Genomic DNA, 24,987 nt, shown 5'->3' on the forward strand with positions numbered 1-24,987 from the left:
GATTGTAACCAAAGGTAATTGATAGCCACATCATATAAATGTTCCGGTCCAAACCCGTTACCGCTGTGTTAACAAAATGTTTCCTGACACGAAGGCATATAAATTGCAGTTATTTGGTACCTTAAACGAATTATTGACGCCAACTACTACCTAATATATGCGAGGAACCTGGATAATCTTACTAATCATGGTGTTTATAGGCGCCGGAATGTACTTCTGGTTTACCCGTAAACCTAAACCAGCACACAGCGATACCATTGTCTTTAAAAACACAGCCGATTCCATTGTTAAAAAAATGCAGGTTTACCTGGGCGATGATCCCAAAGAAGTGATGTACCTCGATAGTGCCTGGATGCTATCAGATTCAACGCCGCTGAAAAAAGTGCTTGATGGCGTGCCCCAGGATACCATGAACAAACAGTATTCGAACATTACACTGTTCATTACGTATGATCATCAATCCTATTATGACCTGGAATTGCAAAAGCCCGATCCCAAACAGGCGTATACCATCAGCCTTGAGGTAGAACCCATGAGCGATAGCGATACACTTGTAGTTGATGGATTGATAATACCGCAGAAAGGAGATGCCATGCATTTTGCAAGCCCGATGATGAAAATGTACAGCCGGTTTGTTATAACATATAATCATAAATTGCCACAACCACCGCCTGACTCAACAGCTATCAGGGGGCATGAACCCAGCAAGACCATCACCATATTGAAGAATTAATAACTACGAAAGGACTCCTGCTCTTGAGGTTTTTCTTTAATGTAAAAATTTGCATTAAGCTTTAAATGTATTTTTTTTAATCATAACCTGTTAGTACAACCTATTACTCATATTACATCCTCTTTTGATCTCTCAAAGTATTTTGATATAAACAAGTGTCCACGGGTGGACAACTAGTAGCCTTTTATCAACATTATGGTATCAAATAGGTGTACAACGCTTTCTTTTGTGTTATTTCGCAGTTGAATCACTTAGTGCAATCTTAACCCTAAGCAAAATTCCCTAAATCCCATGAAAAGGATCGCAAAACCCTTTTGTGTTGTTTATGTATTGCCCATAAGTGTGCTGTTTTTGTCGTGCTCGCAAAAACCACATTCAAGCCCCTTTCACATTTCAGAAATTTCCATGTGGCAGGCAGTCATTGTTTTGTTGTTGCTCATCATGATAGCAGCCAGTCTTATACTGCATTACCGATACCGCAAAATGAAAGTGCGCCTTCATAAGGAAAGAGAAGCTGCTTTTCTGGAAGCGCGCCGGATGGTGGAAATTGAAAAACAGAAAGCGTTTCAGCTGGCTAATAAGCTTATTGAAGAGAAAACGGCCATAGCCGAAGAAGAGGTTCGTGAGGCTATTGAAAAGGCCCAGGAAGAAGCCAGGCAGCTGCAGGCGCAGGTTACCAGCACCTCTGTAATGCTGGCCAACAAAACAGATTACCTGATGCAGTTGCAGGAGAAATTAAAAACATCAGACAACAACGAGTACAAACGGATCGCCAAGGAAATAAAGACCAATCTTACCGAAGCCGATCACTGGGCCGATTTCATCAAGAACTTCAACCTGTTGCATTCGCACTATGTCGACAACATCACGCAAAAACATCCTGATCTTACGGCCAATGAAGTGCGGCTCATTTGTTTTATTCTTTCCGGATTAAGCAATAAGGAGATTGCCGGAATATTTTCGGTTGAGCCTGAAAGTGTTAAAAAAGCGCGGTACCGGTTGAAGAAAAAACTGAACCTTCCTGAAGAAGAAAGCCTGACCTTCTACTTACAGCACCTGAAAGCATGAATGGTGAATGGTCAATGGTCAATAGATGATTCACATTATCGAAATAAGCCATAGCAATATAAATCAGTATATATGCTACGTGACTTGTAGATGATCCTAAGTTATAAAGCCTGCTGCAACACTCAAGTTTTTTTTGGTGTTACAGCAGGTTTTTCCGTTTATACACGCCATTGACGACTCACCATTGACCATTCACCATTGACCATCTCACCCTCGCATTCCTAATAAATATATATAACGGATACATACACCCTGGTATAGTTCTTGCTACTCTATAAAGGCTTCAAACCATCTTCTTTATATTAAATCCACTCCTTTTACATAACTATACTCATTACCTGCTAAGTAGAAAATTGGTCTCCTTCTGGTACCCTGCTACCAGGCAGTGCATCCACTTGTTGTCCGCCCTAAATCCTTTTCGTTTCATTTTTTCCTTGCCATTTTTACGCTGCAGATGAGCAATCTGCTGTTTTATCCAACATTCCTTCGATGACCATTTGTTCAATGTTCTGAGAACCGTTTGTTCAATATTGATGAGAACCACCATTCAATGTTCTGGCGACCGCTTGTTCAATATTAATGAGAACCAATGTTCAATGTTCTGGGAACCGCTTATTCAATATTCTAATGACGGCTTGAAATCCTTATATCTTATTAGTTTTTGGGTACGTGCAATAATGGTAGCCAACGATACCAGATATTCCAACATTCCTTGAAATATCCCTAAGCCCGGTATCTATTGGAACCCCCAAATTCAATGTCTCTGAAGATCCAGTTTAGGTTCAATGTTCTATTCCTGGAAAAAATGGCCTGAGGTACATTCTTGTGTGTATTTACAGGCAGGTTTTGAGGGTTTACAGTGGTGGTATCTACCACCACTTTTTTTATCACTTTACAATTTTTACTATGAAGACTCAGCAGCTACGAATTGGTAAATATGTAATGGTAAATAACATTCCGATATTATTTCCGCTCGAAATAATGCACAGCGATGTGGTACAGCAGGTACAACAGGCACAATCGGCCGGATTCTTTGTGCTGCGCCTTAATTCTTATGGTGTTGATGTATACTGCTGGGGCGAAAGCACCAGCCTCAACCTGCAAAGCAAACAGGCACAGGACGCCCATATTATTAAAGAGTTCATTGGTAATATTTCAGAAGTGTCGCATCGGTTTGCCGGTGCAACGCTATCGAACACCCAACCAGGCGCCATGACTTCCAGCGCCATCTAAATCACCAGTTTTATGATGTATCTGGTAATAATATTAATTGCAGGTCAGATAATTCATTTTATTCATCTGCGAATGATCCTGGCTTCAGCAAAGCGAAGAGCAAAGAGCCTTGACTTCAAGCTGCACAACCTGAATCAATGGTGCGTTTCAAACCAACATACGTTGATGAACAAGCTTGAAGAAATACAGGACCAGGTAAACAACCTGTATGTGAAGATAAGCATGGCTGCCATGGACCTGGATCACGGCAAATCTACTGAAGCCAATGAACCTGCCACTACTTTTTCAATTCTCATGCAGGCCTTCAATAAAGAGCCCATTGATAAATTCAGAAAAGAAGACATTCAACATTATTACGCCATACTGTTGCAGGAACTGCAACAACTCGACAGTAAGATCAGCCAGGTAGCTAACGAGGCCATTCACAATACACCCTACAACAACACACAGATCTTTAAAAATGAAATAAAAAACCGGCTGAATGGCAGCCGGTTTAATAAAAATAACTTAAGATAAGCGATCTTCTTATTCAATGATCTTTTCTACCCTGGTAAGCTGACCATCTTCATTCATCCCTTCCAGAATAATGCGTATGCGTTTTGTAACATCATTATTATAGAACTGCAGGGTTACTTTATGATTGTTCTTATCAGTTAAAATATAAGGCACCCAATACAGGGTGGTGCGAATATCGGGCAGTTCATTTTGCGCCAGCTCCTTGCTATAATCGGGCGAATAAAATTCCTTTGGCGCTGCATAACCGGTCAGTTTGGTTTTATCGAGCCCGCCAACATTGGTAGCAGAAGATGATACATCACCTCCTTTCTTGGTATAAATGGCAATGGCGCCACCAGCCCCGCCGCCCATGGCTCCAAAGAACGGCGGACGGAATGCTTTTACATACGCGATATCAGTAACCGGAATATTCTCTATCGCTGTAACATCAACCGGCATTTCATTCAGGAAAAGGGAAGGCGTTGCGCCCCGCCATTGTAATTGCGACCCGCCACCACCGGTAGTGATCTGCAAACCAGCCACCCGGCCCTGCAGGTAACTAAAGATATTATAAGCACCCATTGCCGAAGGATCGTCGGTGAGGTCGAACGTTGTGGCATCGCCGCCTGTAAACAACCCACTGGTATACTTTTCATCCATCACCTGTTGCTTGCTCTTTTGCTTTGCCTTCACCGTAACAGTTTCCAACACCTTCACTTTCTTTTCCAGTTCCGGTTTCAATCGCTCGGCTTCGCTGGCAAAAAAACGGCCGCGGTTCAGCAAGCTTGTATCCAAAGGCATGGGAACACGCCAGGCCGAATCTGGCTTAACAGCAACAGCACCTTTATAAGTGCCATTGGTGAAGTTCACGACAGCTTTATTAGCGAGGTGCTTGTTGTTGTTGAACTGGTAAAATACCGACACCGTATCAAAGAACACCAGTCCGTCCTGTTTGAATTTGCCGGTTGAGTCCATCGACAAAAAGAACAGTTGACGCGATGAATCTTTTGCCTGCAGAAAAACATTGATCTGGGTATTTTTAGGCACCTGGCTGGGCAATACCCCGGTTAAATTAATATTGAGCGACAAATAGTTTTCATGGGGATATTTTATAACCGGCAACTTACCCGCAGCCAGGTCATCCCATTTAAACCGGCGCCAGCCATTGGTAAGCATTACCAGGTCGAGGTGCGACCGTACAGTATCATCGTTGCCGGTAAAGTAATAGTATGGATTATTAATATAACCACGCAGATCGCCGCTTAACAGCAAATGCGATACAATGTTATCGGCATCGGGGTCGGCCTTGCTTAATCCCGCATCGGTAATTGAAATACTCAGGTTCGATCTCAGGGTATCGGGCACATCTATTACCAATGAGTTCTTACCTCTTCTATCTGTATTCTTAATCGTAGGCACCACACGCGTGGTAAAAAAATAATCTTCCTTGTTCACAAAAGCGATCCGTTCTGCAAGGGGCTTCCAATCGGCATCGAACAGGGTCATTTGTATCATCCCGGTGGGAATGCCTTCGAGGGGGATAGAACCGCTCACCATAAAATTCTGCTGCAGGTTCAACCTCGCTTTATATACTACCTGCGAATTGAAATAGCCTAACAGGTACAGGGTTTTTAAATTGTCGGGCGACTCCTGCGACCGTTTAATAATAAATGCCTCCCGGCTGCCTGAAGAGGCGCATTGCAACACAACGCCCGTTGATTTGGCTGCCGGTAAATTCGTTTTATGCGTTTGCTTTTTCTCATCCTGCCATTCGGCATAATAGGTTTTTCCGGCCTGGGGTTCTATACTAAAACGCCCCATGCCGTCGTGCACGGTGCCAAAAGTAGCAACCGTAGCGCCGGAAGCATCTTTTATTGAGCCGTTTGCAGAAACCGGTAATCCAAACTCATCTGTTACCTTAACGGCTACTACCGATTCAAGTCCGGTAACCAGGTCACCGCCTTCGGGGAAAAAACGCAGGCTAACGGCCGGTGTACTGCTGCTGGCAGCGGCAGTGGCTGCTGCTGCGGGTTGTTTGGCTGCCGTTTGTTTGGCAGCGGGTGTGGTGGCCGCTGTAGTGCCCGGGGCCGACACACCTGTTTTATTTAAAATGCGGATGATCTTGCTGTACAAAAAAGAAGTATCAAAATTCAGCATCCAGGTGGTGTAAGCACGAAAGATGACCGTGGGCGGCAAATTGGCGGGCAGGTCAAAACTCCCGGCCGATGATGCTTCATAAACTGGCAGCACCTTTTGTTGTAATACCTTACCCGAAGGATCGATCAGCTCAACATAAAAATTCCTGCTGATGGGGGAAGGAATAATACCTGAGAATATATACGCTTTGAACCAGATGGTTTCTCCGGTATTATAAGCGGGTTTATCAAAGTGAACATACACTTTTTCTTGCGGGTATCTTTCTCCATACAGGTTCACCATTGAATCGAGCTGCTGTGCATAGCCGGCCCCTAAACCGGTAAATAGCAAAACAAAAGCAATCAGGGAACTATAAAAACGGGTGCAATTCATGGGGCAATTTAACTTTTAACAAATTAATGGCTTTCATAGCTTAAAATTGATAAAATTTTGTCTATGAAATGTTAAAGAAACCCACATATTAAGCTTTTTTAATCAAAGCCCCCGGCTGAATGGCAGTATTCCCTATTTTCCTCGTGATACGTCAAAAATGAAACGGCAAATGAAAAACGCAGCACCCCCACTAGGGCTGCAATTCACGTTTCACATTTGCCATTTCACGATCTATTACACTGCTTCTGGTTCCTGTGCTTTCTCCCTGGTAACCTGCGCTGCCTGCACCATGTTCTTCAACGCAGCAATAGTCTCCGTCCAGCGGCGGGTCTTCAATCCGCAATCAGGATTTACCCAAATGTTTTTAACGGGCAACAAAGCCACTGCTTTTTCGAGCAAATACATCATCTCTTCCACCGTAGGCACCCGTGGCGAATGAATATCATACACACCGGGCCCAATTTCATTGGGATATTTAAAGTGGGCAAAAGCTTGCAGCAATTCCATTTGCGAGCGGCTTGTTTCAATGGTTATTACATCTGCATCCATTTTGGCAATATGCTCCATAATGTCATTGAACTCGCTATAACACATATGGGTATGGATCTGTGTTTCATCCTGTACACCGCTTGCCGACAACCTGAATGCTTTTACCGCCCATTCAAGATAAGCAGGTCCATCTTTCTTTCGTAACGGTAATCCTTCCCTGATAGCCGGTTCATCGATCTGTATGATCCTGATGCCTGCCTTTTCAAGCGCCATCACTTCGTCACGAATGGCCAGTGCAATTTGAAAGGCAGTCTGCCACCGGGGCTGATCATCGCGTACGAACGACCATTGCAAAATAGTGACGGGCCCCGTAAGCATGCCCTTCATGAGTTTGCTGGTTTGTGCCTGGGCAAAACAGCTCCATTTTACGGTCATATCGCCGGTTCTGCTTACATCCCCTGCAATTACCGGCGGCTTTACACAGCGGCTGCCATAACTTTGTACCCACCCATTTTGGGTGAATAAAAAACCATCGAGTTGCTCGCCAAAATATTCAACCATGTCATTGCGCTCAAATTCCCCGTGCACCAATACATCAAGCCCAATTTCTTCCTGCACGCGAATAGCCGATACGGTTGCTTCTTCAATCTCTGATTCGTATTGCTTTTGCGACAACTCCCCTTTTTTCAATTTAGCCCGTAACTGGCGGATCTCATCTGTTTGAGGAAATGAGCCAATGGTTGTTGTGGGAAATAAGGGCAAATTAAACCGGAGTTGTTGTATCCGCTGACGCACGGTAAACTCACTCTTACGTTGCGCATCTGCCTCCTTTATAGCTGCCACCCGGTCTTTTACCGCCTGTTTATGAATACGGGTTGAATGGCGACGGCTTTCAATAGCCCTTGTATTGATCGCCAGCAGTGCTGCATTCCCTTCCACAATTTGCTTCAGGGCGGTCACTTCACCCAGCTTTTGTTTGGCAAAAGCCATCCAGTTCCTGATCTCCGCATCAATAGCTGTTTCACCATCAAGGTCAACCGGCGAATGCAGCAAGGAACAGGAAGGCGCCAGCATGATCCTTTCTTCGCCAATAGCCACCCGGGCTTTTTCAATCAATGCCAATGACCTGCTGTAATCGTTCTTCCAGATGTTACGCCCGTCAACAACACCTAACGACAAAGACATTTTGGGTGGAATAGCTTTCAATACATCATCTATTTGTTGCGGGGCGCGTACCAGATCAATGTGCAGGGCGCATACGGGCAGGTTGGCCGCCAGGCTGGTATTCTCCTGTAATCCTTCAAAATAGGTAGCCAGTAAAATTTTCAGATTGCACTGTTTGCGGATCTCTTTGTATGCATACTGAAAAGCCTGTTGTTGTTTTTCGGTAAGGTCTGTTGCCAGAAAGGGTTCATCGAGCTGAACCCATTCAGCGCCTGCTTCTTCGAGCCTTTTGAGCACCTCAATATAAACAGGCAGCAGTTGTTTCAACAGATCGATCTTATCGAAGGAGCTGTCAGCAGCCTCGCCGCTTTGCTTTTCTTTTCCCAACAACAAATAAGAAACCGGCCCAATGAGAACCGGTTTTGGTGTAGTTCCTGTTACGCGTTGGCATTCATTGAATTCATGAAACAACTTATCAGATAAAATGCGGAATTGCTGGGCAGCTATAAACTCCGGTACAATATAATGATAGTTGGTATCGAACCACTTGGTCATTTCCATAGCGGTGATATCGAGGCCATGTTGCTGATAACCCCGCGCCATAGCGAAATAGAGGTCTATTTCTGCATTCTGGGGAATGTCGGTTGCCACGGGCGTATACCGGTGTGGTATAACCCCTAATAACAACGACATATCGAGCACCTGGTCATAAAAACTGAAATCGTTACAGGGTATCATATCGATACCGGCCTGCTTTTGCAATAACCAGTTTTCTTCCCTGATCTTTTTGGCGGCAAAAACCAATTCGTTCCTGTTGATGTTGCCTGCCCAGTACTGTTCACAGGCTTTTTTTAACTGGCGTTGCGCCCCAATACGGGGGAACCCAAGATTGTGTGTTAGCATACGCATAAAACATTTAGTGAAACATTAATGAATAGTATTAATGTCTTTACGTTTAATGTGTATGCTTTCGTGATAAAGTGTTAGAGAGAAACAGTTACAATGTGAGGTGCAAAGTGAGGTTAACTGCTCCTGACTGCTGCTTTTGAACCGCGAAAGCATTGGTCTCAATTTTCAGGCAAGTATCCTGGCTTATTGTTTGGCTGCATGCCTTCCCATACCATTGAGGCCTGATACAGTGGCTAATTATGCAGCGTTATGAGGAATGGCATTCCTCATTACAACATACAGTTGCGCGACAGCCCGTGATTCACACACGGTTCCTTTTTAATACTCCGCCGAAGCGGAATAACCTAAAAACAAGTGTTAAAGTAAAGAACTGAAGGAACGAAGATAGCAAATAATGAATTACAAGCAAGGGCTTTAAAAACGAACAGGCCCTCCCGGCGAAACGGGAAGGCCTGTATTATATATGGTAGGTTAGAAAGTTACAATTAAGCGCTGCAGGTAACACATCCGTCTTCCATGCTGCAGGTGCCACCATTGAGCCCGTCATTATCGGCTCCATCACCCGACTTCGGCATAACCGGCTCCATTTGACGGCTGCCTTGTTTTTCAACGGTGAACTGTACCGCCTGGGCCGCAGCCTGTGTACGCAGATAATACATCCCGGTTTTCAGGCCCTGCTTCCATGCATAGAAGTGCATAGAGGTTAATTTGGCTACGGTTGGATTATCAACAAACAGGTTGAGTGATTGCGACTGACAAATAAAGGCGCCACGATCGGCAGCCATATCGATCAAATGACGTTGTTTTATTTCCCAAACGGTTTTGTACAACGCTTTGATGTCGGCCGGAATTTCATCGATCTGCTGAATAGAACCATTGGCCGCGATGATCTTGTTCTTCATGGTATCGTTCCACAGCCCCAGTTGCACCAGGTCTTTCAAAAGGTGTTTGTTTACAATGATAAACTCACCACTCAATACCCGGCGCACATAAATATTAGAAGTGTAAGGTTCAAAACATTCATTGTTACCCAGTATCTGTGAAGTAGAAGCGGTTGGCATAGGCGCTACCAGCAATGAGTTGCGAACACCATGCTTCATTACTTCCTGGCGCAATGTTTCCCAATCGTGTCTGTTACTTGGTTCTACATTCCACAGGTCGAACTGGAACTGACCTTTTGATAAGGGTGAACCGGCAAAGGTTTCATAAGCGCCCTGCTCAATGGCCATGTCTTTACTTGCTGTCATGGAAGCAAAGTAAATGGTCTCGAAAACATTTTTATTCAACACTTTCGCCAGATCGCTTTCAAAAGGCAAACGCAGCAGAATGAATACATCGGCCAATCCCTGTACACCCAGGCCAATGGGGCGGTGACGCAGGTTGCTACGCTTTGCTTCCTCAATAGGATAATAGTTATTATCGATGATGCGATTGAGGTTGCGCGTTACCTGGTAGGTTACTTCGTATAATTTATTGAAATCGAATTTTCCTTCATTTACAAAGCGGGGCAATGCCAGCGAAGCCAGGTTACAAACAGCCACTTCATCGGCGCTGGTATATTCCAGGATCTCAGTACACAGGTTGCTGCTTTTGATAGTTCCCAGGTTCTGCTGATTGCTCTTCTTATTAGCCGCATCTTTATACAGCATATAAGGCGTTCCGGTCTCTATTTGTGCTTCCAGGATGGCAAACCACAGGTCCTGCGCTTTAATAACTTTGCGGGCGCGGCCTTCCTGCTCATAACGATGATACAGAGCTTCAAACTCATCACCAAATGTATCGCCCAGGCCGGGCGCTTCATTGGGGCAGAACAGGCTCCAGTCGCCATTTTGCTCAACGCGTTTCATGAACAGGTCACTGATCCACAGTGCATAGAACAGATCGCGTGCACGCATTTCTTCCTTACCATGGTTTTTACGCAGGTCGAGGAAGCCTTCTATATCAGCATGCCAGGGCTCCAGGTAAATAGCAAAAGCCCCTTTACGTTTGCCACCGCCCTGGTCAACATAACGGGCAGTATCGTTGAACACACGCAGCATGGGAATGATTCCATTGCTGGTGCCATTGGTACCACCGATATAGCTACCGGTAGCGCGTACGTTATGAATTGACAACCCGATACCACCGGCGCTTTGTGATATTTTGGCCGTTTGTTTCAGTGTATCATAAATACCATCGATGCTGTCATCTTTCATGGTCAGCAAAAAGCAGCTCGACATTTGCGGCTTGGGCGTACCGGCATTGAACAAGGTAGGCGTGGCATGGGTGAACCAGCGTTCACTCATTAAGTTATAGGTCTTTACCGCGCTTTCAATATCGCCAAGGTGTATACCAATGGCAACGCGCATGTACATATGCTGGGGGCGTTCGCTCACTTTACCATCGATGCGCAGCAGGTACGATTTTTCCAGTGTTTTGAACCCGAAATAATCGAACCCGAAATCGCGGTCATAAATGATCGAGCTATCAAGCAACTCGGCATTGGCTTCGATGATCTCCATCACCTCATCGGCCAGCAACGGCATTTTACGGCCAGTAGCGGTATCAGTATAGTCATGCAGCTTGCGCATCGTTTCAGAAAATGATTTTTCTGTATTCTTATGCAGGTTGCTTACTGCGATCCGTGAAGCCAGCAGGGCATAGTCAGGATGCTTGGTAGTTAATGAAGCCGCTGTTTCTGCAGCCAGGTTATCCAGCTCGCTGGTGCTAACCCCATCATAAATACCTTCAATCACTTTCTTCGTTACTTCTATCACATCAACCAGCGGGCTCAATCCATACGACAGCTTCTGGATGCGCGCGGTGATCTTATCGAACTTTACCGTTTCTTTTTTCCCGTTCCTTTTAATTACGTTCATGCTAATGGAGTTTATAGTGCTATCAAATAATATTTCTGGTCTTCGGAATGTTGGATTGTAAGAATTGGTGCTTTTATTATTCTAGAAATCTTCGTCAAGCGAGAACTGTTGCGATTCTTTGCTGGAATTTACACCAGCCTTACGATAATCACCCACCCGCTTTTCAAAGAAATTGGTCTTACCCTGCAGGGAGATCATTTCCATAAAGTCGAACGGATTGCTGGCATTGAACATTTTCGGATAACCCAGCTCGCTCAGCCACCTGTCGGCAACAAATTCAATATACTGCTGCATTAACCGGGCATTCATGCCAATAAGATCAACCGGCAGCGCTTCGGTGATAAATTCTTTTTCAATACGAACGGCATCGCCGATAATATTAAATACCTGCTCCTGCGATAATTTTTGCTGCAGCATGCTGTACAACAAACAGGCAAACTCACAATGCAATCCTTCATCGCGGCTGATCAGTTCATTGCTGAATGTAAGACCGGGCATCAACCCTCTTTTTTTCAACCAGAAAATTGAGCAAAAGCTACCGCTGAAGAAAATACCTTCCACTGCTGCAAAGGCTACTAAACGTTCGGCGAAGTTCCCCTGTTCAATCCAGCGCAGTGCCCATTCTGCTTTTTTCTTTACGGCCGGAACCGTATCAATTGCATGGAACAACCTGTCTTTTTCATTCACATCTTTTACATAAGTATCTATCAGCAATGCGTACGTTTCAGAGTGAATGTTTTCCATCATGATCTGAAAACCATAAAAGCAGCGGGCCTCAGGCAACTGCACTTCACTCATGAAGTTCACAGCCAGGTTTTCATTTACAATACCATCGCTGGCGGCAAAAAAGGCCAGCACATGCGAAATAAAATGACGTTCCCCGTCATTGAGGTTGGCCCAGTCTTTCAGATCACCACTTAAATCAATTTCTTCTGCGGTCCAGAAACTGGCCTCATGCTTTTTATACATTTCCCATATGCGTGGATATTTGATTGGAAGAATTACAAAACGGTCTTTGTTCTCCTGTAACAACACTTCATTTTCGGACTGCATGATAAATGGTTAGAATTTTTAAAAAATGCGGCCCAACAGCAGATAGCAACTCCAATAACTTCGCGTGAAATAGCTGAAGCATCAATCATTTGCCGGTACCTTATCGGGAAAGTTCCAAACATATTTTGTCAACGGCAGGTCTCCTGGCTTGTTGGTTTGCTGAACACCTTCCCGCCCATGTGGCTTTCACCGGTCATTGGCAGTGGTCATTGTAGTATCAGCTTAATGACTGGGTTGTTATTGAAGAATGAGGACTGTTAACTTTCCAATCACCCAACTTACAGTTGCCCGTCAGCCCGTGATTTTCACACGGTTCCCTTTTAAGCCGGCTGATTGATATGAAGTAATCATCCGGCACCGCAACAATTATTTGTAAGAACCGGTTACGAAAGTAGTACGCAGATGAAATAATTATTAAAACAGTTTTACACAGGTGTTAATAGAATTATTATCAATGTTAAATGTATTTGAATTAAGCCCATTCACCTTCTTAAAAAAAGCCGCACAAACAATGGAAAAAGAATCAGTTACATGCAAACAAATTGAGTGCTACCGGGTTATGCATAACGATACGTTCACTTATTATATTCATGGTTTTTGGGTATGATTTAATTTACCGACTTTCGCAACCTGAAATAACCATTAAATTCATCGAACATGACAAATACCGCCACCAGATCTCTGTATGATGAATATATTAAAGGCATGCAAACGATCGCCGATCTGCGATATGCTGCCGCCGTGTTGCAGTGGGACCAGGAAACCTACTTGCCTCCCAAAGGAGCACCGGTGCGTGGCCAGCAAATAGCCACTCTTTCAGAAATAGCGCATAAGTACTTTACCGACGAAAAATTAGGTGGGCAATTACAGGATTTACTGGCAGGCGACAACCTGTTGGCTAATGAAAAAAGAAACGTGGAGCTTTCCTGGCAGGATTATTCCAAACAAAAAAAATTCCCTTCCTCATTTGTACGCACACTGGCCGAAGCGGTGAACCAAAGCTTTCACAGCTGGATGGAAGCCCGCAAAGCCAATGATTTTTCTGTGTTTGCCAAAAGCCTGACCCGGCTCATTGAATTAAAAAAACAGGAAGCCGATATGCTGGGTTATGAGCAGCATCCTTATAATGCATTACTCGACGATCACGACAAAGGCGCCACCGTTCAATTGCTCGATGGCGTTTTTTCGGCCATTCAACAACCGTTGAAAGACCTGTTGGGGAAAATTGCTGACCAACAACCCGCCGATGACAGCTTTTTGCAACAGCATTTTCCAAAAGATAAACAATGGCAGTTTGGGTTACAGGTGGTGAAAGAACTGGGCTATGATATGGAAGCCGGCCGCCAGGATATTTCTGAACATCCCTTTACCACCAATTTCAACAGCCAGGATGTGCGCATTACCACCCGTATTGATGAAAATGACCTCAGTAATATGGTGTGGAGCTGTATTCACGAAGCGGGCCACGCCCTGTACGAACAGGGGCTGCCGCCGGGCGAATACGGTTTACCGCTGGGTGAACCCGCCTCCTATACAATTCATGAGTCACAATCGCGTTTGTGGGAGAACCATGTTGGCCGCAGCCGGGCGTTTTGTGAACGCTGGCTGCCGGTATTGCAGGAGTATTTTCCCCAGCAGTTGGGTAAGGTTTCTGTGGAACAATTTTACAAAGGCATTAATAAGGTACAGCCATCGCTTATTCGCACCGAAGCCGACGAGCTAACTTATCATTTCCATATTATGATAAGGTATGAGCTGGAAAAACTGCTGATCGGCGGATCGATGACCGTGCAGGACATACCCGGTTACTGGAACGAGCAATACCGCAAGCTGATGGGGGTTCAGGTGCCCGGCGACAGGCAGGGCTGCCTGCAGGATGTGCACTGGAGCCATGGCAGCTTTGGGTACTTCCCAACTTATAGCCTGGGCAGCTTTTATGCAGCTCAGTTCTATGCCTTTGCAAATCAGGCTATTCCCGATTTAAATGGGCAAATAAAACAGGGAAATACCGCTCCTTTGCTGCAGTGGCTGCGTACGGCGGTGCACCAGAAGGGAAGACGCTTTACCAGCGAGGAATTGTGCAAAGATATATGCGGGGAAACCCTCAATATTGAATATTTTACGGGTTATTTACTTGACAAATACAAGGATATTTATAAATTTTAATATCTGATCTGAAACCAGACCAGTACCCTGTATGATGAATAAGCTAAAACCTCTGATCTTTACTGGGTGCATTGCCCTGTTGTTCTCCCTGTCGTGCAAAAAGGCCATTGAAAAGAAGGTGGAGAACATGATCATGGATGCCATCACCAATGGGGAATGGATCGTGGAACAATATATTGAAGGCAGTAACAATATTTCCAACCAGTTCCTGAACTATACCTTTAAGTTCGATTCAAATGGAACGGTAACGGGTACCATAAACAGTTCTGTTACCAGTGGAACCTGGGCTGCAAATAGTACTGATTATACCATAACCTCCGAATTTCCAACGGCGGGCGATCCGCTGAAAAAATTAAACGGGGTGTGGAAGATCAAAGACAGTTACTGGGATTTTGTAAAAGCCGAAATGACAACATCCAGTGGGACCAATGTACTAACCTTACGTAAAAAATAAAACCGGAATGGCTAAAGCCCAACGAGGCTTGCCATTTTTTCGTATAACTTAAGTTGACGAATAACGGTTAAATACATACCCCCCCATTCCTTTCAACCGGTAACTTATCCACAGAAAAGCGCTTCAACCCTATATATCCTATTTAAATACTTCAGACCACAATCCGGGTACCTCTGATTAACGAACTGCCCAACAACTGGTTAAGAATTGATCATTTGTTTTGTGCAAAACCATGTTGGTTAAATTATATTTTACCCGCATTCAAATAATTTGCCGGGAACAAGGTTTGCATAAAGTAAGGTCTTTCTGTGCCAATGGGGGGCGTTGTGCCTATAACCATAAAATCAGTTTTGCACTTGAGTAAATTTGAACTTGCACCCTGTGTTAACCGGATGCGCCTGCCGGTTCGGTTCCCCAGGGGATACCGGCGAATGCTTTTGAGATCATGGTTTTGCTTACCATTTGTCTTTTTATTTTCCTTACAGGGAGCTGCCCAGGTAATGGTGCCCGATTTTTCAGCCAACGTTACTTCAGGTTGCGCACCCTTATCGGTCACTTTCAGGGACCAAACCACCGGCAACCCCAAATTCTGGAACTGGGATTTTGGCAATGGCACCCTGTCGACTGCCCAATCTCCGAGCGTTTTATACTCCCAACCCGGCACCTATACCGTTACATTAGTTGTGCGCAATGCCGATGGAACGAATGGCATTACCAAAACCAATTATATTACCGTTTTTCCCTCGCCTACAGCCAATTTTTCTGCAAATATCACAACTGGTTGTGTACCGGTAAACATTCAATTTACCGATCTCAGCACTTCTACTTCAGGCAGTATTGTATCGTGGCAATGGGATTTTGGCGATGGCGGCACCAGTACAGCCCAAAGCCCATTACATACTTATAATAACACCGGTTTTTATAATGTTATGCTTACGGTTACCAGCAGCACAGGTTGTAAAAATACAAACACTGCCTACCGCTATATTCGTATTGTATCAGGTGTTAAAGCTGAATTCGATAATAGCAAACCGGTATCGTGCCAGGCGCCTTATAATATTACTTTCGTCAACAATTCAAGCGGTCCGGGTAATATGACCTTTCAATGGGACCTTGGCAATGGCACCACTTCTACCAGCAGTACCCCATCTACCACCTATAACGCCACCGGTACTTATAATGTAACGCTCACAGCAACCAGTCAATTTGGTTGTTCGGGCAGTATTACCAAACCGGTTACCCTGAACGGGCCAAACACTTCCATTAAAGCGCCGGATACGGTGTGTCAGAATGCAAAAGTTTGGTTTGTCAATAATTCGTCGGTAGCACCACAAAAAACAGTGTGGGATTTTGGCAATGGGCAACAATCAATAAATACAAATGACAGCACAGTGTACCCCACCCCGGGAAATTACACGGTAAAGGTTTTCAATACCTATTCTTCCTGCCGCGATTCAGCCGTTAAAAACATTTATGTGCGCCCAAGCCCATTGGTGAATTTTACGGCATCCAATACAGTTTCCTGTAAAGCGCCCTTAAACGTTACTTTCCAGGATGCATCACCTGCCCCCATCGTAAAATGGGTATGGGATTTTGGCGACGGCGGTATAGGCACTGGACCTAACCCAACGCATACCTATAATTCGGCCGGCAATTTTAATGTCAGTATTTTGTTCACTGATAATTCAGGTTGTGAGGGAAAGGGTAGCAAACCGGCCGTCGTAACAATTGAGGCACCAAAGGTGAAAATCACCAGCGTGCCTGCCGGCGGTTGTATACCTTATAATTACACACCCGCGGCTAATGTTACAGCAGTAGACGGAGTTGCTACCTATACATGGGATTTTGGCGATGGAACTATTATCACTGGAACAAACCCCAAGCCACCACATACGTATGCAGCTACAGGCAAGTATACAATAAAGCTGACAGTAACTACCAATGGGGGTTGTACTGCTACAGATACCAAAATTGACGGGGTAAAAACAGGAACACCACCAGCCACCAATTTCAGTATGTCGGCTTCAGATGCCTGTGCATCGCCGGGCGTAAGTTTCACAGATCTAACACCGCCGCCGGTAGATGAGTGGTCATGGGATTTTGGCGATGGCGGGGGTAGCAATATCCAAAACCCAACGCACGAGTACCTTGACTCGGGGACATTTATTGTAAAGTTAACGGCATTTAATAACCGTTGCCCTTTCACGAGTACCGGGCAAACTGTACATATAAAACCGCCGATCGCTAAATTCGGCTATAAAATAAATTGTGGCAGCCTTACGGTTCCATTTAGCGATTCATCAAGAACAGATCCTTCATATGGTGCAATATCTTATTCCTGGGATTTCGGCGATGGGTCCCCTACTTCTGCATTAACAAACCCATCGCATTTGTATAATGCGTATGGCATTTACACCGTTAAATTGAGTGTAACAAACGGGACATGTACCAATACATATACCGATATCGTAAAACTGATCAAGGAACTGGCCAACTTTACCGTTCCATCCCCGGTATGCCGCAATGCGAATTTCAATATTTCTTCAACCAACACCCCACAATACATCAACAAATATGAATGGTCAATAGATGGCGGCCCTTATAAAACCGGCAGCGCAACCTATACGGCAAATATTGCCACATCAGGAGCACACAGTATTGGCCTGGTTATAACAGATATCAATGGCTGTACCGATACCATTGTAAAAAATAATATTGTAACAGTAACTGGTCCCGTTGCCAAATTTACCGCCGCTTCGCCGGGAGGTTGCAAAAATGCAACTGTCACCTTTAATGACCAGTCAACTACCGGCGCTGCCACACTGACAAAATGGACATTCAATTTTGGCGACGGCAAAACGCAATCGTTTACCAGCGCTCCTTTCAGCCATATTTACACTGATACCGGCGAGTTCAGGCCGCAATTAACCATTCAGGATGCCATGGGTTGTATTGACACCATTACCCTGAAGGATACTATTTTCATTTCAACCCCCAAACCCGATTTCACGTCAGATTACGATACCATTTGCCCCACATCCAATGTACAGTTTACCGATGCATCCGTTGGCAAAAGTTTAACCTATTTCTGGGATTTTGGCAATGGGGGCACATCAGCGTTGAAGGACCCTTTATACAGCTATGGAGGCAATAATGCCACCTATACTGTTAAACTGGTAATAACCGACCAGGGTGGTTGTAAGGATTCAGTGGTGCGTGCAAATTATATTACTACCATAAAACCTGTTCCCGCATTTGATATAGAAGACACACTTACCATTTGCCCGCCCATTGAAACCCAATTCACATTCCTGGGAAGCAATTATGAATCGTTTGAATGGGATTTTGGCGATGGATCTACTTCTACACTTAAAAACCCATCGCATTTCTATAATGCCTATGGGGACTATACGCCGAAGTTGTATGTATATGGCTATGGGGGTTGTAAAGATTCAGTAAGCAATGCCACTGTACACGTAGTCAATCCTGGTGCTGTTACCACATTAAACTATAGCCCGTTGGACGCCTGCAATGAACTGACAGTTAACTTTTCGGTTGTCACCATTCCCAATATAAAGTTTAATCTAAGTTTTGGCGATGGCACAATCGACACCAGTATGGCTACCACCTACCAGCATTTTTATAAATCACCGGCATTCTACTCCCCGGCTATAAATTATACCGACAAACAAGGTTGTATAGCCGGCGTTGGCGGCCCAGCCATTAAGGTAATTGGCGCCGATCCGTTCTTTGCCATGGACAGAAAAAAATTCTGTGATTCAGGGGTGGTTTACTTTACCAACTATACCATTGGCAATGATCCTGTGGTTAACAGAACATGGGATTTTGGCGATGGCACTACGTCTGCTGATGTTGACCCTATTCATCAGTTTCAACAACCGGGAACCTATACCGTTTCACAATCGGTAACTACACAACAGGGTTGCAGCAAAACCATTTCAGATACCATCAGGGTATACCGCACCCCTGATCCTTATATTGCCGGCGATAGCATTGGCTGTTTGAATGCAACCCTGAACCTGCTGGGAATGTTAACCGTACCCGATACTGCAATTGCCTGGAAATGGACCCTGAGCAATAGTAATTCGCTGACAACACAGAACATTTCGCTGAACTTCCAGTCGAGCGGAAATTATATGGTACATCTGCAGGCGACCAACCTACTGGGTTGTAGTGACACTACCAGCAAAAATTTGTATGAACCACCAATACCCACTATTACGGTTGCCAATGACCCGGTAATTCCTGTAAGCACGGGCATTACCTTACCGGTAACGTATGGGCCCGAAGTAGTGAACTGGAAATGGACGCCTGTTAAAAACCTGAGCTGTACCGATTGCCCTACCCCCTATGCCAATCCCAAACAAACTACCACGTACACCGTACAGGTAAAAGACCAGTATGGCTGTACCAACAAAAGCGATATCACTGTCACCGTGGTTTGTAACGGGTTAAACTACTTTGTTCCCAATACATTCTCACCCAACGGCGATGGCGTGAACGATGTTTTTGCCCCGCGAGGTATTGGACTTACCCGGGTGAACAGTATGCGCATCTTTAACCGCTGGGGCGAAATGGTATTCGAACGAATGAATTTTATGGCCAACGACCGTACCCCCACCGGTGGCTGGGATGGAACCTATAAAGGCAAACCAGCCAGTGCCGATGTATATGTTTACATTATAGAGTTTGTATGTGAAAATTCCCAGATCATTCCTGTTAAAGGCAATGTGGCGCTGGTACGATAAAGATTGACTCAACCAACAATAAAAACCTAAAAACATTATACATGATTACCGGCCGTAGCTTTAAACGATCTTTTGCCGGATTAATATTGTCGATCTCCCTGCTGAACGCAGCCGGGCAGGATATACATTTCTCACAATTCTTCGAAGCACCGTTGTTGCGCAACCCCTCGCTGGCGGGCATTTTTTCCGGCGACTATCGCATTCAGGGTGTTTACCGCGACCAGTGGAACAGCATTACCAATGCTTACAGAACAGGCTCGCTGAACGCAGAATACAAAATGCCTGTTGGCGTGGGCAATGATTTTATAACCACTGGCATTCAGGCCGTTTTTGATAAGGCCGGAACCGTAGGCCTTACTACAACGCATATTCTGCCTGCGCTCAACTACCATAAATCGCTGAGCAATGAAAAAAACATGTACCTGTCGCTGGGTTTTATGGGCGGACTGATCCGCAAAAGCATTGATATCACCAAGATCACCACCGATGCCCAATATAACGGTGGCGGTTATGATGGCAGCCTTCCTACCGGCGAAACAATGCTTTCACCCAATTACAGCACCTGGGACGCAAGCGTGGGCATGAGCTTCAATACCACTTTTGGCGCCGAACAGGAACACAGCATGTTCATTGGTGGCGCCTATCATCATTTGAACCGCCCGAAAAATTCTTTCTACCGCAATCGCAGCATTGAGCTAAACCCCAAATACGTGGCATCAATTGGCGTTAAGTGGAGCCTTGATGATCTTTCGTCCTTTACCTTACAGGCCGATCATTCAATACAGGGAAGCTATACAGAAACCATTGGCGGTGCGTTGTACTCTTATAAATTGGGCACTGATTTAGATGGCAATCCTGCATATACCCTCAGCGGCGGCCTGTTCCTGCGATGGAAAGATGCGCTGGTGCCGGTGCTGAAAATAGAATGGGGCAACATGTCAACCGCATTTAGCTACGATGTAAATGTATCGCCCTTAAAAACAGCCAGCATGGGCCGTGGTGGTTTTGAATTGTCACTCTGCTACATAGGCTTTCTGCACAGGGATAATAGTAGCGAATACAAAATGTTGTGTCCAAAATTTTAAAGCTGTGAAGTTGACTTGTAAAGTCATAGCAATATGCGGTAGGAGATTTAGAGATTTCGGGATTTAGAGATTTTGAGATTTATCGAAAATCTAAAATCAGAACAAATCCCCCAATCCCTAAATCTCAAAATCAGCAATTACTTCCTATTTCGCTACCAGGTAATTTCCCACTTCTTTTCCGCTATCATCTAACATGGTTAACCGCAAATTACTGTCATCGGCCTGTAACCTGATCAAAGTTCGCTGGCCTTCCTTTGGACCGCCGCCAATGATAATTGGATAATCGTGCTGGTCCTTTACAGGCGGATGAACGCCATAGGTGTGCGTATGGCCGCTGATGCACATATCAATGCGGTTCCTGTTAAAAACCGGATTGAACAGTTCGCGGCAATGCATGGTGCCATGCCAGTCGCCCGAATAAAATGGCGGTATATGCATCAGCACTACTTTAAATCTGGCCTTTTTAAAAGCCCGGCTTTGCATCACTTCCTGCAACCATTGTTCCTGCTCGCGGCGGTAGGCATCAAAATCAACAATACCGGCATACACCGGGGTATCATCGGTTTTATCTTCACCGGTATCGAGTACGGTGAAATGTACCGACCCCCAGGTAAAAGTATAAAACTGGTTCCCCTGTGGATTGCTGAAATACTGATGCAGATCACGGCTATACTTTCCCCTTGTTTCATGATTTCCCCGCACATACATAAACGGTTTTTCACTGGCAAAGCTGCTGATGCAGGGCTGCAGCATATGATCAACGATCTGTTGTTCGCCGGTTTGATAATCGAACACATCACCATTAAAGAACACAAAATCGTACCCCTCGGCCCCATTAACCTGCAGCAGGTGTGGAATGGATTGCGGCCTGTCGTGAATGTCGTTCAGGATCAGGCAGCGCATGGCGCCACCCTTCTCCAATGGCGTACTAAATGAAAGCAGGTCACTTTCGAGCGTATCGCCATAGGTCAGTTTGTACGGTTCAAACCCGGTAATCTCTTTTGAGATCACGCGGTAATAATATTTTGTACCCGGTTTCAGTTTACCAAGGCGAATGCGGTTCACCCGGTTATAGGCATCTACCAGCCCGTTGGTTACGCTTTGAGCCTTTTGTCCCAGGGTAGTTGTTTCGCCAAACTCAACCCAGCTATAGGCAGGCAGGTTGGTAATAAACATCACGACCATGGAATCGGGGGTGGGCTGTTGCAGATAGGGCGTTGCGGTAAATATATGTCCGGCCAATGGGTTGGCAGGTTTCAGCAATGGCGATGAAGCCTGCAGGGCCGAAGGCAACAGACTGGCGGCCATGGTAGCCCCGCCTGCGCCGGCCAATGATTGTAAGAAATGACGTCGGCTATTACTTTTTTGATGGTCCATACTAAGATTGAATATTGGCTTTGTGGTAAAAATAATCAGGCAGGTAGAATAAACTTTCTGCAAACGGTTGTTCAAAAATGTAAGACGCGGGAAAGTGCCGCCAGGTTACACAGCATGCGCCTTCATGAAAGCTTAAGAAAGAAATTTCCTGCATCAACTGTTTGGGTAACCAGTGTGGGAACCGGTTCTGCGTGAACAGGTATTTTACGTAATGCCATATCTTTCTCATGAAGTTCCATGCTTTACAATGGCCACAAAGAAACCCAACCTATGTTATTCTATTATTAAGTGTCTCATATACAGTACAAAACAAGCAGTACTCTGCTAACAGGAGCCACTCCTTCATTAACTTATTGCTAAGTGGTGCTCAATTCGTTCAGTTAAAAAACCACGCATTCATGTGCAGAAAGTGCTCTGGTCAACGTTTTCAATGGCGCCCATACCGGCATATTTTTCCAGTCCGTTGTTTATCAAGGGTATTGATGATACCGTTGTGGCCATTATCGTATTGATCGCTGGCCCAGGCATCCCGTATATCCCAGGTCGTGCGCCAAAGATGACCACCGGCGGTGGCCATATCGTCGGGCGCGTTACAATAATCGTACTTGAGGTAATCGATTCCCCATTTAGCAAAAGTTGTGGCGTCCTGTTCCTCAAAATTGTAACTACCTGTTACGCCGCCACAGGTGGGCTAAGCGGCATCGGAGTAAATGCCGGGTTTTAATCCTTTGGCGTGTACATAATCGGCCAGTGCTTTTATACCGTTGGGAAAACGAACCTGAGCGGGAAACAATTCGTTGCTGGCATTGCGGCCGCCCACCCAAAAGTCATCCAGTACAATGTATTGATAGCCCGCCCGGGTCATACCTGTGGTAACCTGAGCATCAGCTACCTCCCCGATCAATTTGTCGGAAATTGCTGATTCAAATAAATTCCAGCTATTCCAACCCATTGACGGCGCAGAGGCAACGGGTGATTGCGCTTTTACGAATATTATAAAGAGGGAAATGCAGAGAGTGGTTGCAAGCTTTTCAGGATCATACGTTAGGTTTGCGATGAACGGAATTAAACTGCAATGACTTAGAAAACCGTTCAATCAAAAATAACCAACCGGCGAACAAAATAAACACGCAAACGTTTGTTGAAATTTTAAAAATTCCTGGTGCGCAAACAGTACAAAGACCATTATCGGGTACACTTATTGTATTAAGCAAGTAGGTCAATACCGCTGTTTCATCCACATCCTGCAAACCCTTTCCTTTATTTGTGCGGCCCCCCATAACCACCTTTATCTCTCCGCCCCGGAAAACTAATGCACATGCATCTTTTTTTTCGTGTTTGGTATTTTTAATTCGCTGAAAAAAATTTAAATTTAATAAACATGAGAATCCCGGCAGCGATACAGACCTACCGCCGTCCGCTCCAACCAACCGGACTGACATTAACAATGCTGATCACCATTGTTGCCCTAACCATTTCTTCCACTTCGTTTACTCAAAACAGGTATGACTGGCGAACGAATATCGACCAGGTGATCCACGAAACAGATAGCCTCTCACTTAAATCGCAACGCACCTTTTACCTCAATAAAATATTGCGGAAAGATGAGCCGCTGAAAGAAACCTGGTATTACACAGTGCACAACAATAACATCATTGTATTTGAGGTTCGTTACCGGATTGATTCCCTGGAATACACCGAAACCTATTATATGAACCGGAACCGATTGATATGTATGGAGTTGTATGAGACCGACTTTCTCTCCTATTATGAAGATGAGATCAAACACGGCGAAGTGTTCTTCTTCGATCACGATATGCTGATACAATATGTGACTGTAGGCAATGGCTTAACAGATATGTCTTTCCGTGATCCCCAGTATGAACCCCTGAGGCGGTTTTACAAACGATATATTGAATTACAGAAGAATATTCTTTCTTTAGCTACTAACTAAATGTGGTAAATTTGCATCCCGTCATTTATTAGCAATTTATCACATTACTTTACAATGAATCAAACTGGCGAAAAAGCAGCTGACTTTACCTTATACGATTCCGCAAAGAACACTGTAAGTCTGCACGACTTTACCGGCAAAAAAGTGGTACTGTTATTCTACCCCCTGGCTTTTACCAGCGTTTGCACCAAAGAGCTTTGTTATGTTCGCGATAACATGAGCTTATTTAATAATATCGATGCACAGGTGCTGGGCATCAGTGTAGATTCTTTATATACACTGGCAAAGTTTAAGGAAGAACAGGGTTATAATTTTCCGTTACTGAGCGATTTTAATAAAGAAGTATCCAAATCATACAACGCCTTATACGAGGAATTTGGTTTTAATATGAAAGGGGTGTCAAAAAGAGCGTCTTTTGTCATTGACCGGGAGGGAACTATCCGTTATGCCCAAATCCTGGAAAAGGCCAGCGACTTCCCCGATTTTGAGGCAATACAGTCAACCCTGGCCGCAATTAATTGATAATTATCAATTAAAATAGGGTTAAAATCTTAGTTGTGTACAAAAATTGTAATTGGATTCCCCTATTAAGTGCAGGATTATTGCCAAAGGAGTTGTAATTTTGGTTAAAAGGAAATATCTTGAGCAATA

17 protein-coding genes, 1 pseudogene and 2 riboswitches are annotated in these 24,987 nt (G+C 44.7%); of the genes and pseudogenes, 10 read left to right on the plus strand and 8 right to left on the minus strand.

Features of this window, described 5'->3' with window-relative positions; all coding sequences use genetic code 11:
* Nucleotides 1-157 precede the first annotated feature (157 nt).
* From A3860_RS09700 to A3860_RS09720, 4 genes are all read left to right on the plus strand, one after another.
* Nucleotides 158-733 carry a hypothetical protein gene (locus A3860_RS09700; protein WP_216823415.1) on the plus strand — a complete coding sequence of 192 codons (576 nt, stop codon included), beginning with the start codon at nucleotides 158-160 and terminating at the stop codon, nucleotides 731-733.
* A 291-nt stretch (nucleotides 734-1,024) separates the two neighbouring features.
* Nucleotides 1,025-1,801, plus strand: a complete 777-nt coding sequence (locus tag A3860_RS09705) for a LuxR C-terminal-related transcriptional regulator (RefSeq protein WP_081146479.1) — start codon at nucleotides 1,025-1,027, stop codon at nucleotides 1,799-1,801.
* A gap of 906 nt (nucleotides 1,802-2,707) precedes the next feature.
* Nucleotides 2,708-3,034 (plus strand): hypothetical protein, encoded by a 327-nt coding sequence (locus tag A3860_RS09715; protein ID WP_143774036.1) that lies wholly within the window; start codon nucleotides 2,708-2,710, stop codon nucleotides 3,032-3,034.
* 12 nt (nucleotides 3,035-3,046) lie between these two features.
* Nucleotides 3,047-3,550 carry a hypothetical protein gene (locus tag A3860_RS09720; RefSeq protein WP_081146482.1) on the plus strand — a complete coding sequence of 168 codons (504 nt, stop codon included), beginning with the start codon at nucleotides 3,047-3,049 and terminating at the stop codon, nucleotides 3,548-3,550.
* Nucleotides 3,551-3,559: 9 nt separating this feature from the next.
* On the opposite strand, the gene A3860_RS09725 is transcribed toward A3860_RS09720, so the two are convergent.
* From A3860_RS09725 to A3860_RS09740, 4 genes are all read right to left on the minus strand, one after another.
* Nucleotides 3,560-6,058: a hypothetical protein gene (locus A3860_RS09725; RefSeq protein WP_081146483.1), complete on the minus strand. Its 2,499-nt coding sequence runs from the start codon at nucleotides 6,056-6,058 to the stop codon at nucleotides 3,560-3,562.
* Nucleotides 6,059-6,292: 234 nt separating this feature from the next.
* Entirely contained in the window at nucleotides 6,293-8,614 is a 2,322-nt protein-coding gene (metE, locus tag A3860_RS09730) for a 5-methyltetrahydropteroyltriglutamate--homocysteine S-methyltransferase (protein WP_143774037.1), read from the minus strand.
* 157 nt (nucleotides 8,615-8,771) lie between these two features.
* Nucleotides 8,772-8,983: riboswitch (cobalamin riboswitch) on the minus strand.
* A gap of 122 nt (nucleotides 8,984-9,105) precedes the next feature.
* Complete coding sequence (locus A3860_RS09735; RefSeq protein ID WP_081146485.1) at nucleotides 9,106-11,478, minus strand: ribonucleoside-diphosphate reductase subunit alpha; 2,373 nt, start codon at nucleotides 11,476-11,478, stop codon at nucleotides 9,106-9,108.
* An 81-nt stretch (nucleotides 11,479-11,559) separates the two neighbouring features.
* Nucleotides 11,560-12,531, minus strand: a complete 972-nt coding sequence (locus tag A3860_RS09740) for a ribonucleoside-diphosphate reductase small subunit (protein WP_081146486.1) — start codon at nucleotides 12,529-12,531, stop codon at nucleotides 11,560-11,562.
* Nucleotides 12,532-12,647: 116 nt separating this feature from the next.
* Nucleotides 12,648-12,908: riboswitch (cobalamin riboswitch) on the minus strand.
* Between the two features lie 280 nt (nucleotides 12,909-13,188).
* Here A3860_RS09740 and A3860_RS09745 point away from each other — a divergent pair.
* The 4 genes from A3860_RS09745 to A3860_RS09760 all read left to right on the plus strand — a co-directional run bounded on the left by A3860_RS09745 (nucleotide 13,189) and on the right by A3860_RS09760 (nucleotide 21,005).
* Entirely contained in the window at nucleotides 13,189-14,697 is a 1,509-nt protein-coding gene (locus tag A3860_RS09745; protein WP_081146487.1) for a carboxypeptidase M32, read from the plus strand.
* Nucleotides 14,698-14,728: 31 nt separating this feature from the next.
* Nucleotides 14,729-15,151, plus strand: a complete 423-nt coding sequence (locus A3860_RS09750) for a hypothetical protein (protein ID WP_081146488.1) — start codon at nucleotides 14,729-14,731, stop codon at nucleotides 15,149-15,151.
* 356 nt (nucleotides 15,152-15,507) lie between these two features.
* Nucleotides 15,508-19,920, plus strand: a complete 4,413-nt coding sequence (locus A3860_RS09755; RefSeq protein WP_158085192.1) for a PKD domain-containing protein — start codon at nucleotides 15,508-15,510, stop codon at nucleotides 19,918-19,920.
* 41 nt (nucleotides 19,921-19,961) lie between these two features.
* A complete protein-coding gene (locus A3860_RS09760; protein WP_081146490.1) occupies nucleotides 19,962-21,005 on the plus strand; it encodes a PorP/SprF family type IX secretion system membrane protein in 1,044 nt (347 codons plus the stop codon).
* Nucleotides 21,006-21,149: 144 nt separating this feature from the next.
* Here the strand turns inward: A3860_RS09760 and A3860_RS09765 are convergent, their stop codons facing one another.
* The 4 genes and pseudogenes from A3860_RS09765 to A3860_RS41625 all read right to left on the minus strand — a co-directional run.
* Nucleotides 21,150-22,382, minus strand: coding sequence for a purple acid phosphatase family protein (locus A3860_RS09765; protein ID WP_081146491.1), 1,233 nt, complete (start codon nucleotides 22,380-22,382; stop codon nucleotides 21,150-21,152).
* 1 nt (nucleotide 22,383) lies between these two features.
* On the minus strand, nucleotides 22,384-22,611 hold the full coding sequence (locus A3860_RS09770; RefSeq protein ID WP_081146492.1) for a hypothetical protein: 228 nt from the start codon (nucleotides 22,609-22,611) through the stop codon (nucleotides 22,384-22,386).
* 198 nt (nucleotides 22,612-22,809) lie between these two features.
* A complete protein-coding gene (locus A3860_RS41840; RefSeq protein WP_245843523.1) occupies nucleotides 22,810-22,959 on the minus strand; it encodes a hypothetical protein in 150 nt (49 codons plus the stop codon).
* Nucleotides 22,960-23,334 (minus strand): annotated as a pseudogene (locus tag A3860_RS41625) (glycoside hydrolase family 27 protein); the annotation flags it as partial.
* Between the two features lie 429 nt (nucleotides 23,335-23,763).
* Between A3860_RS41625 and A3860_RS09790 the strand changes: the two are divergent.
* A complete protein-coding gene (locus A3860_RS09790) occupies nucleotides 23,764-24,336 on the plus strand; it encodes a hypothetical protein (RefSeq protein ID WP_143774038.1) in 573 nt (190 codons plus the stop codon).
* A 54-nt stretch (nucleotides 24,337-24,390) separates the two neighbouring features.
* Nucleotides 24,391-24,858 (plus strand): peroxiredoxin, encoded by a 468-nt coding sequence (locus A3860_RS09795; protein WP_081146496.1) that lies wholly within the window; start codon nucleotides 24,391-24,393, stop codon nucleotides 24,856-24,858.
* Nucleotides 24,859-24,987 lie beyond the last annotated feature (129 nt).

The sequence above is a fragment of the Niastella vici genome (assembly GCF_002077945.1).
GTDB classification, from domain to species: Bacteria; Bacteroidota; Bacteroidia; order Chitinophagales; family Chitinophagaceae; genus Niastella; species Niastella vici.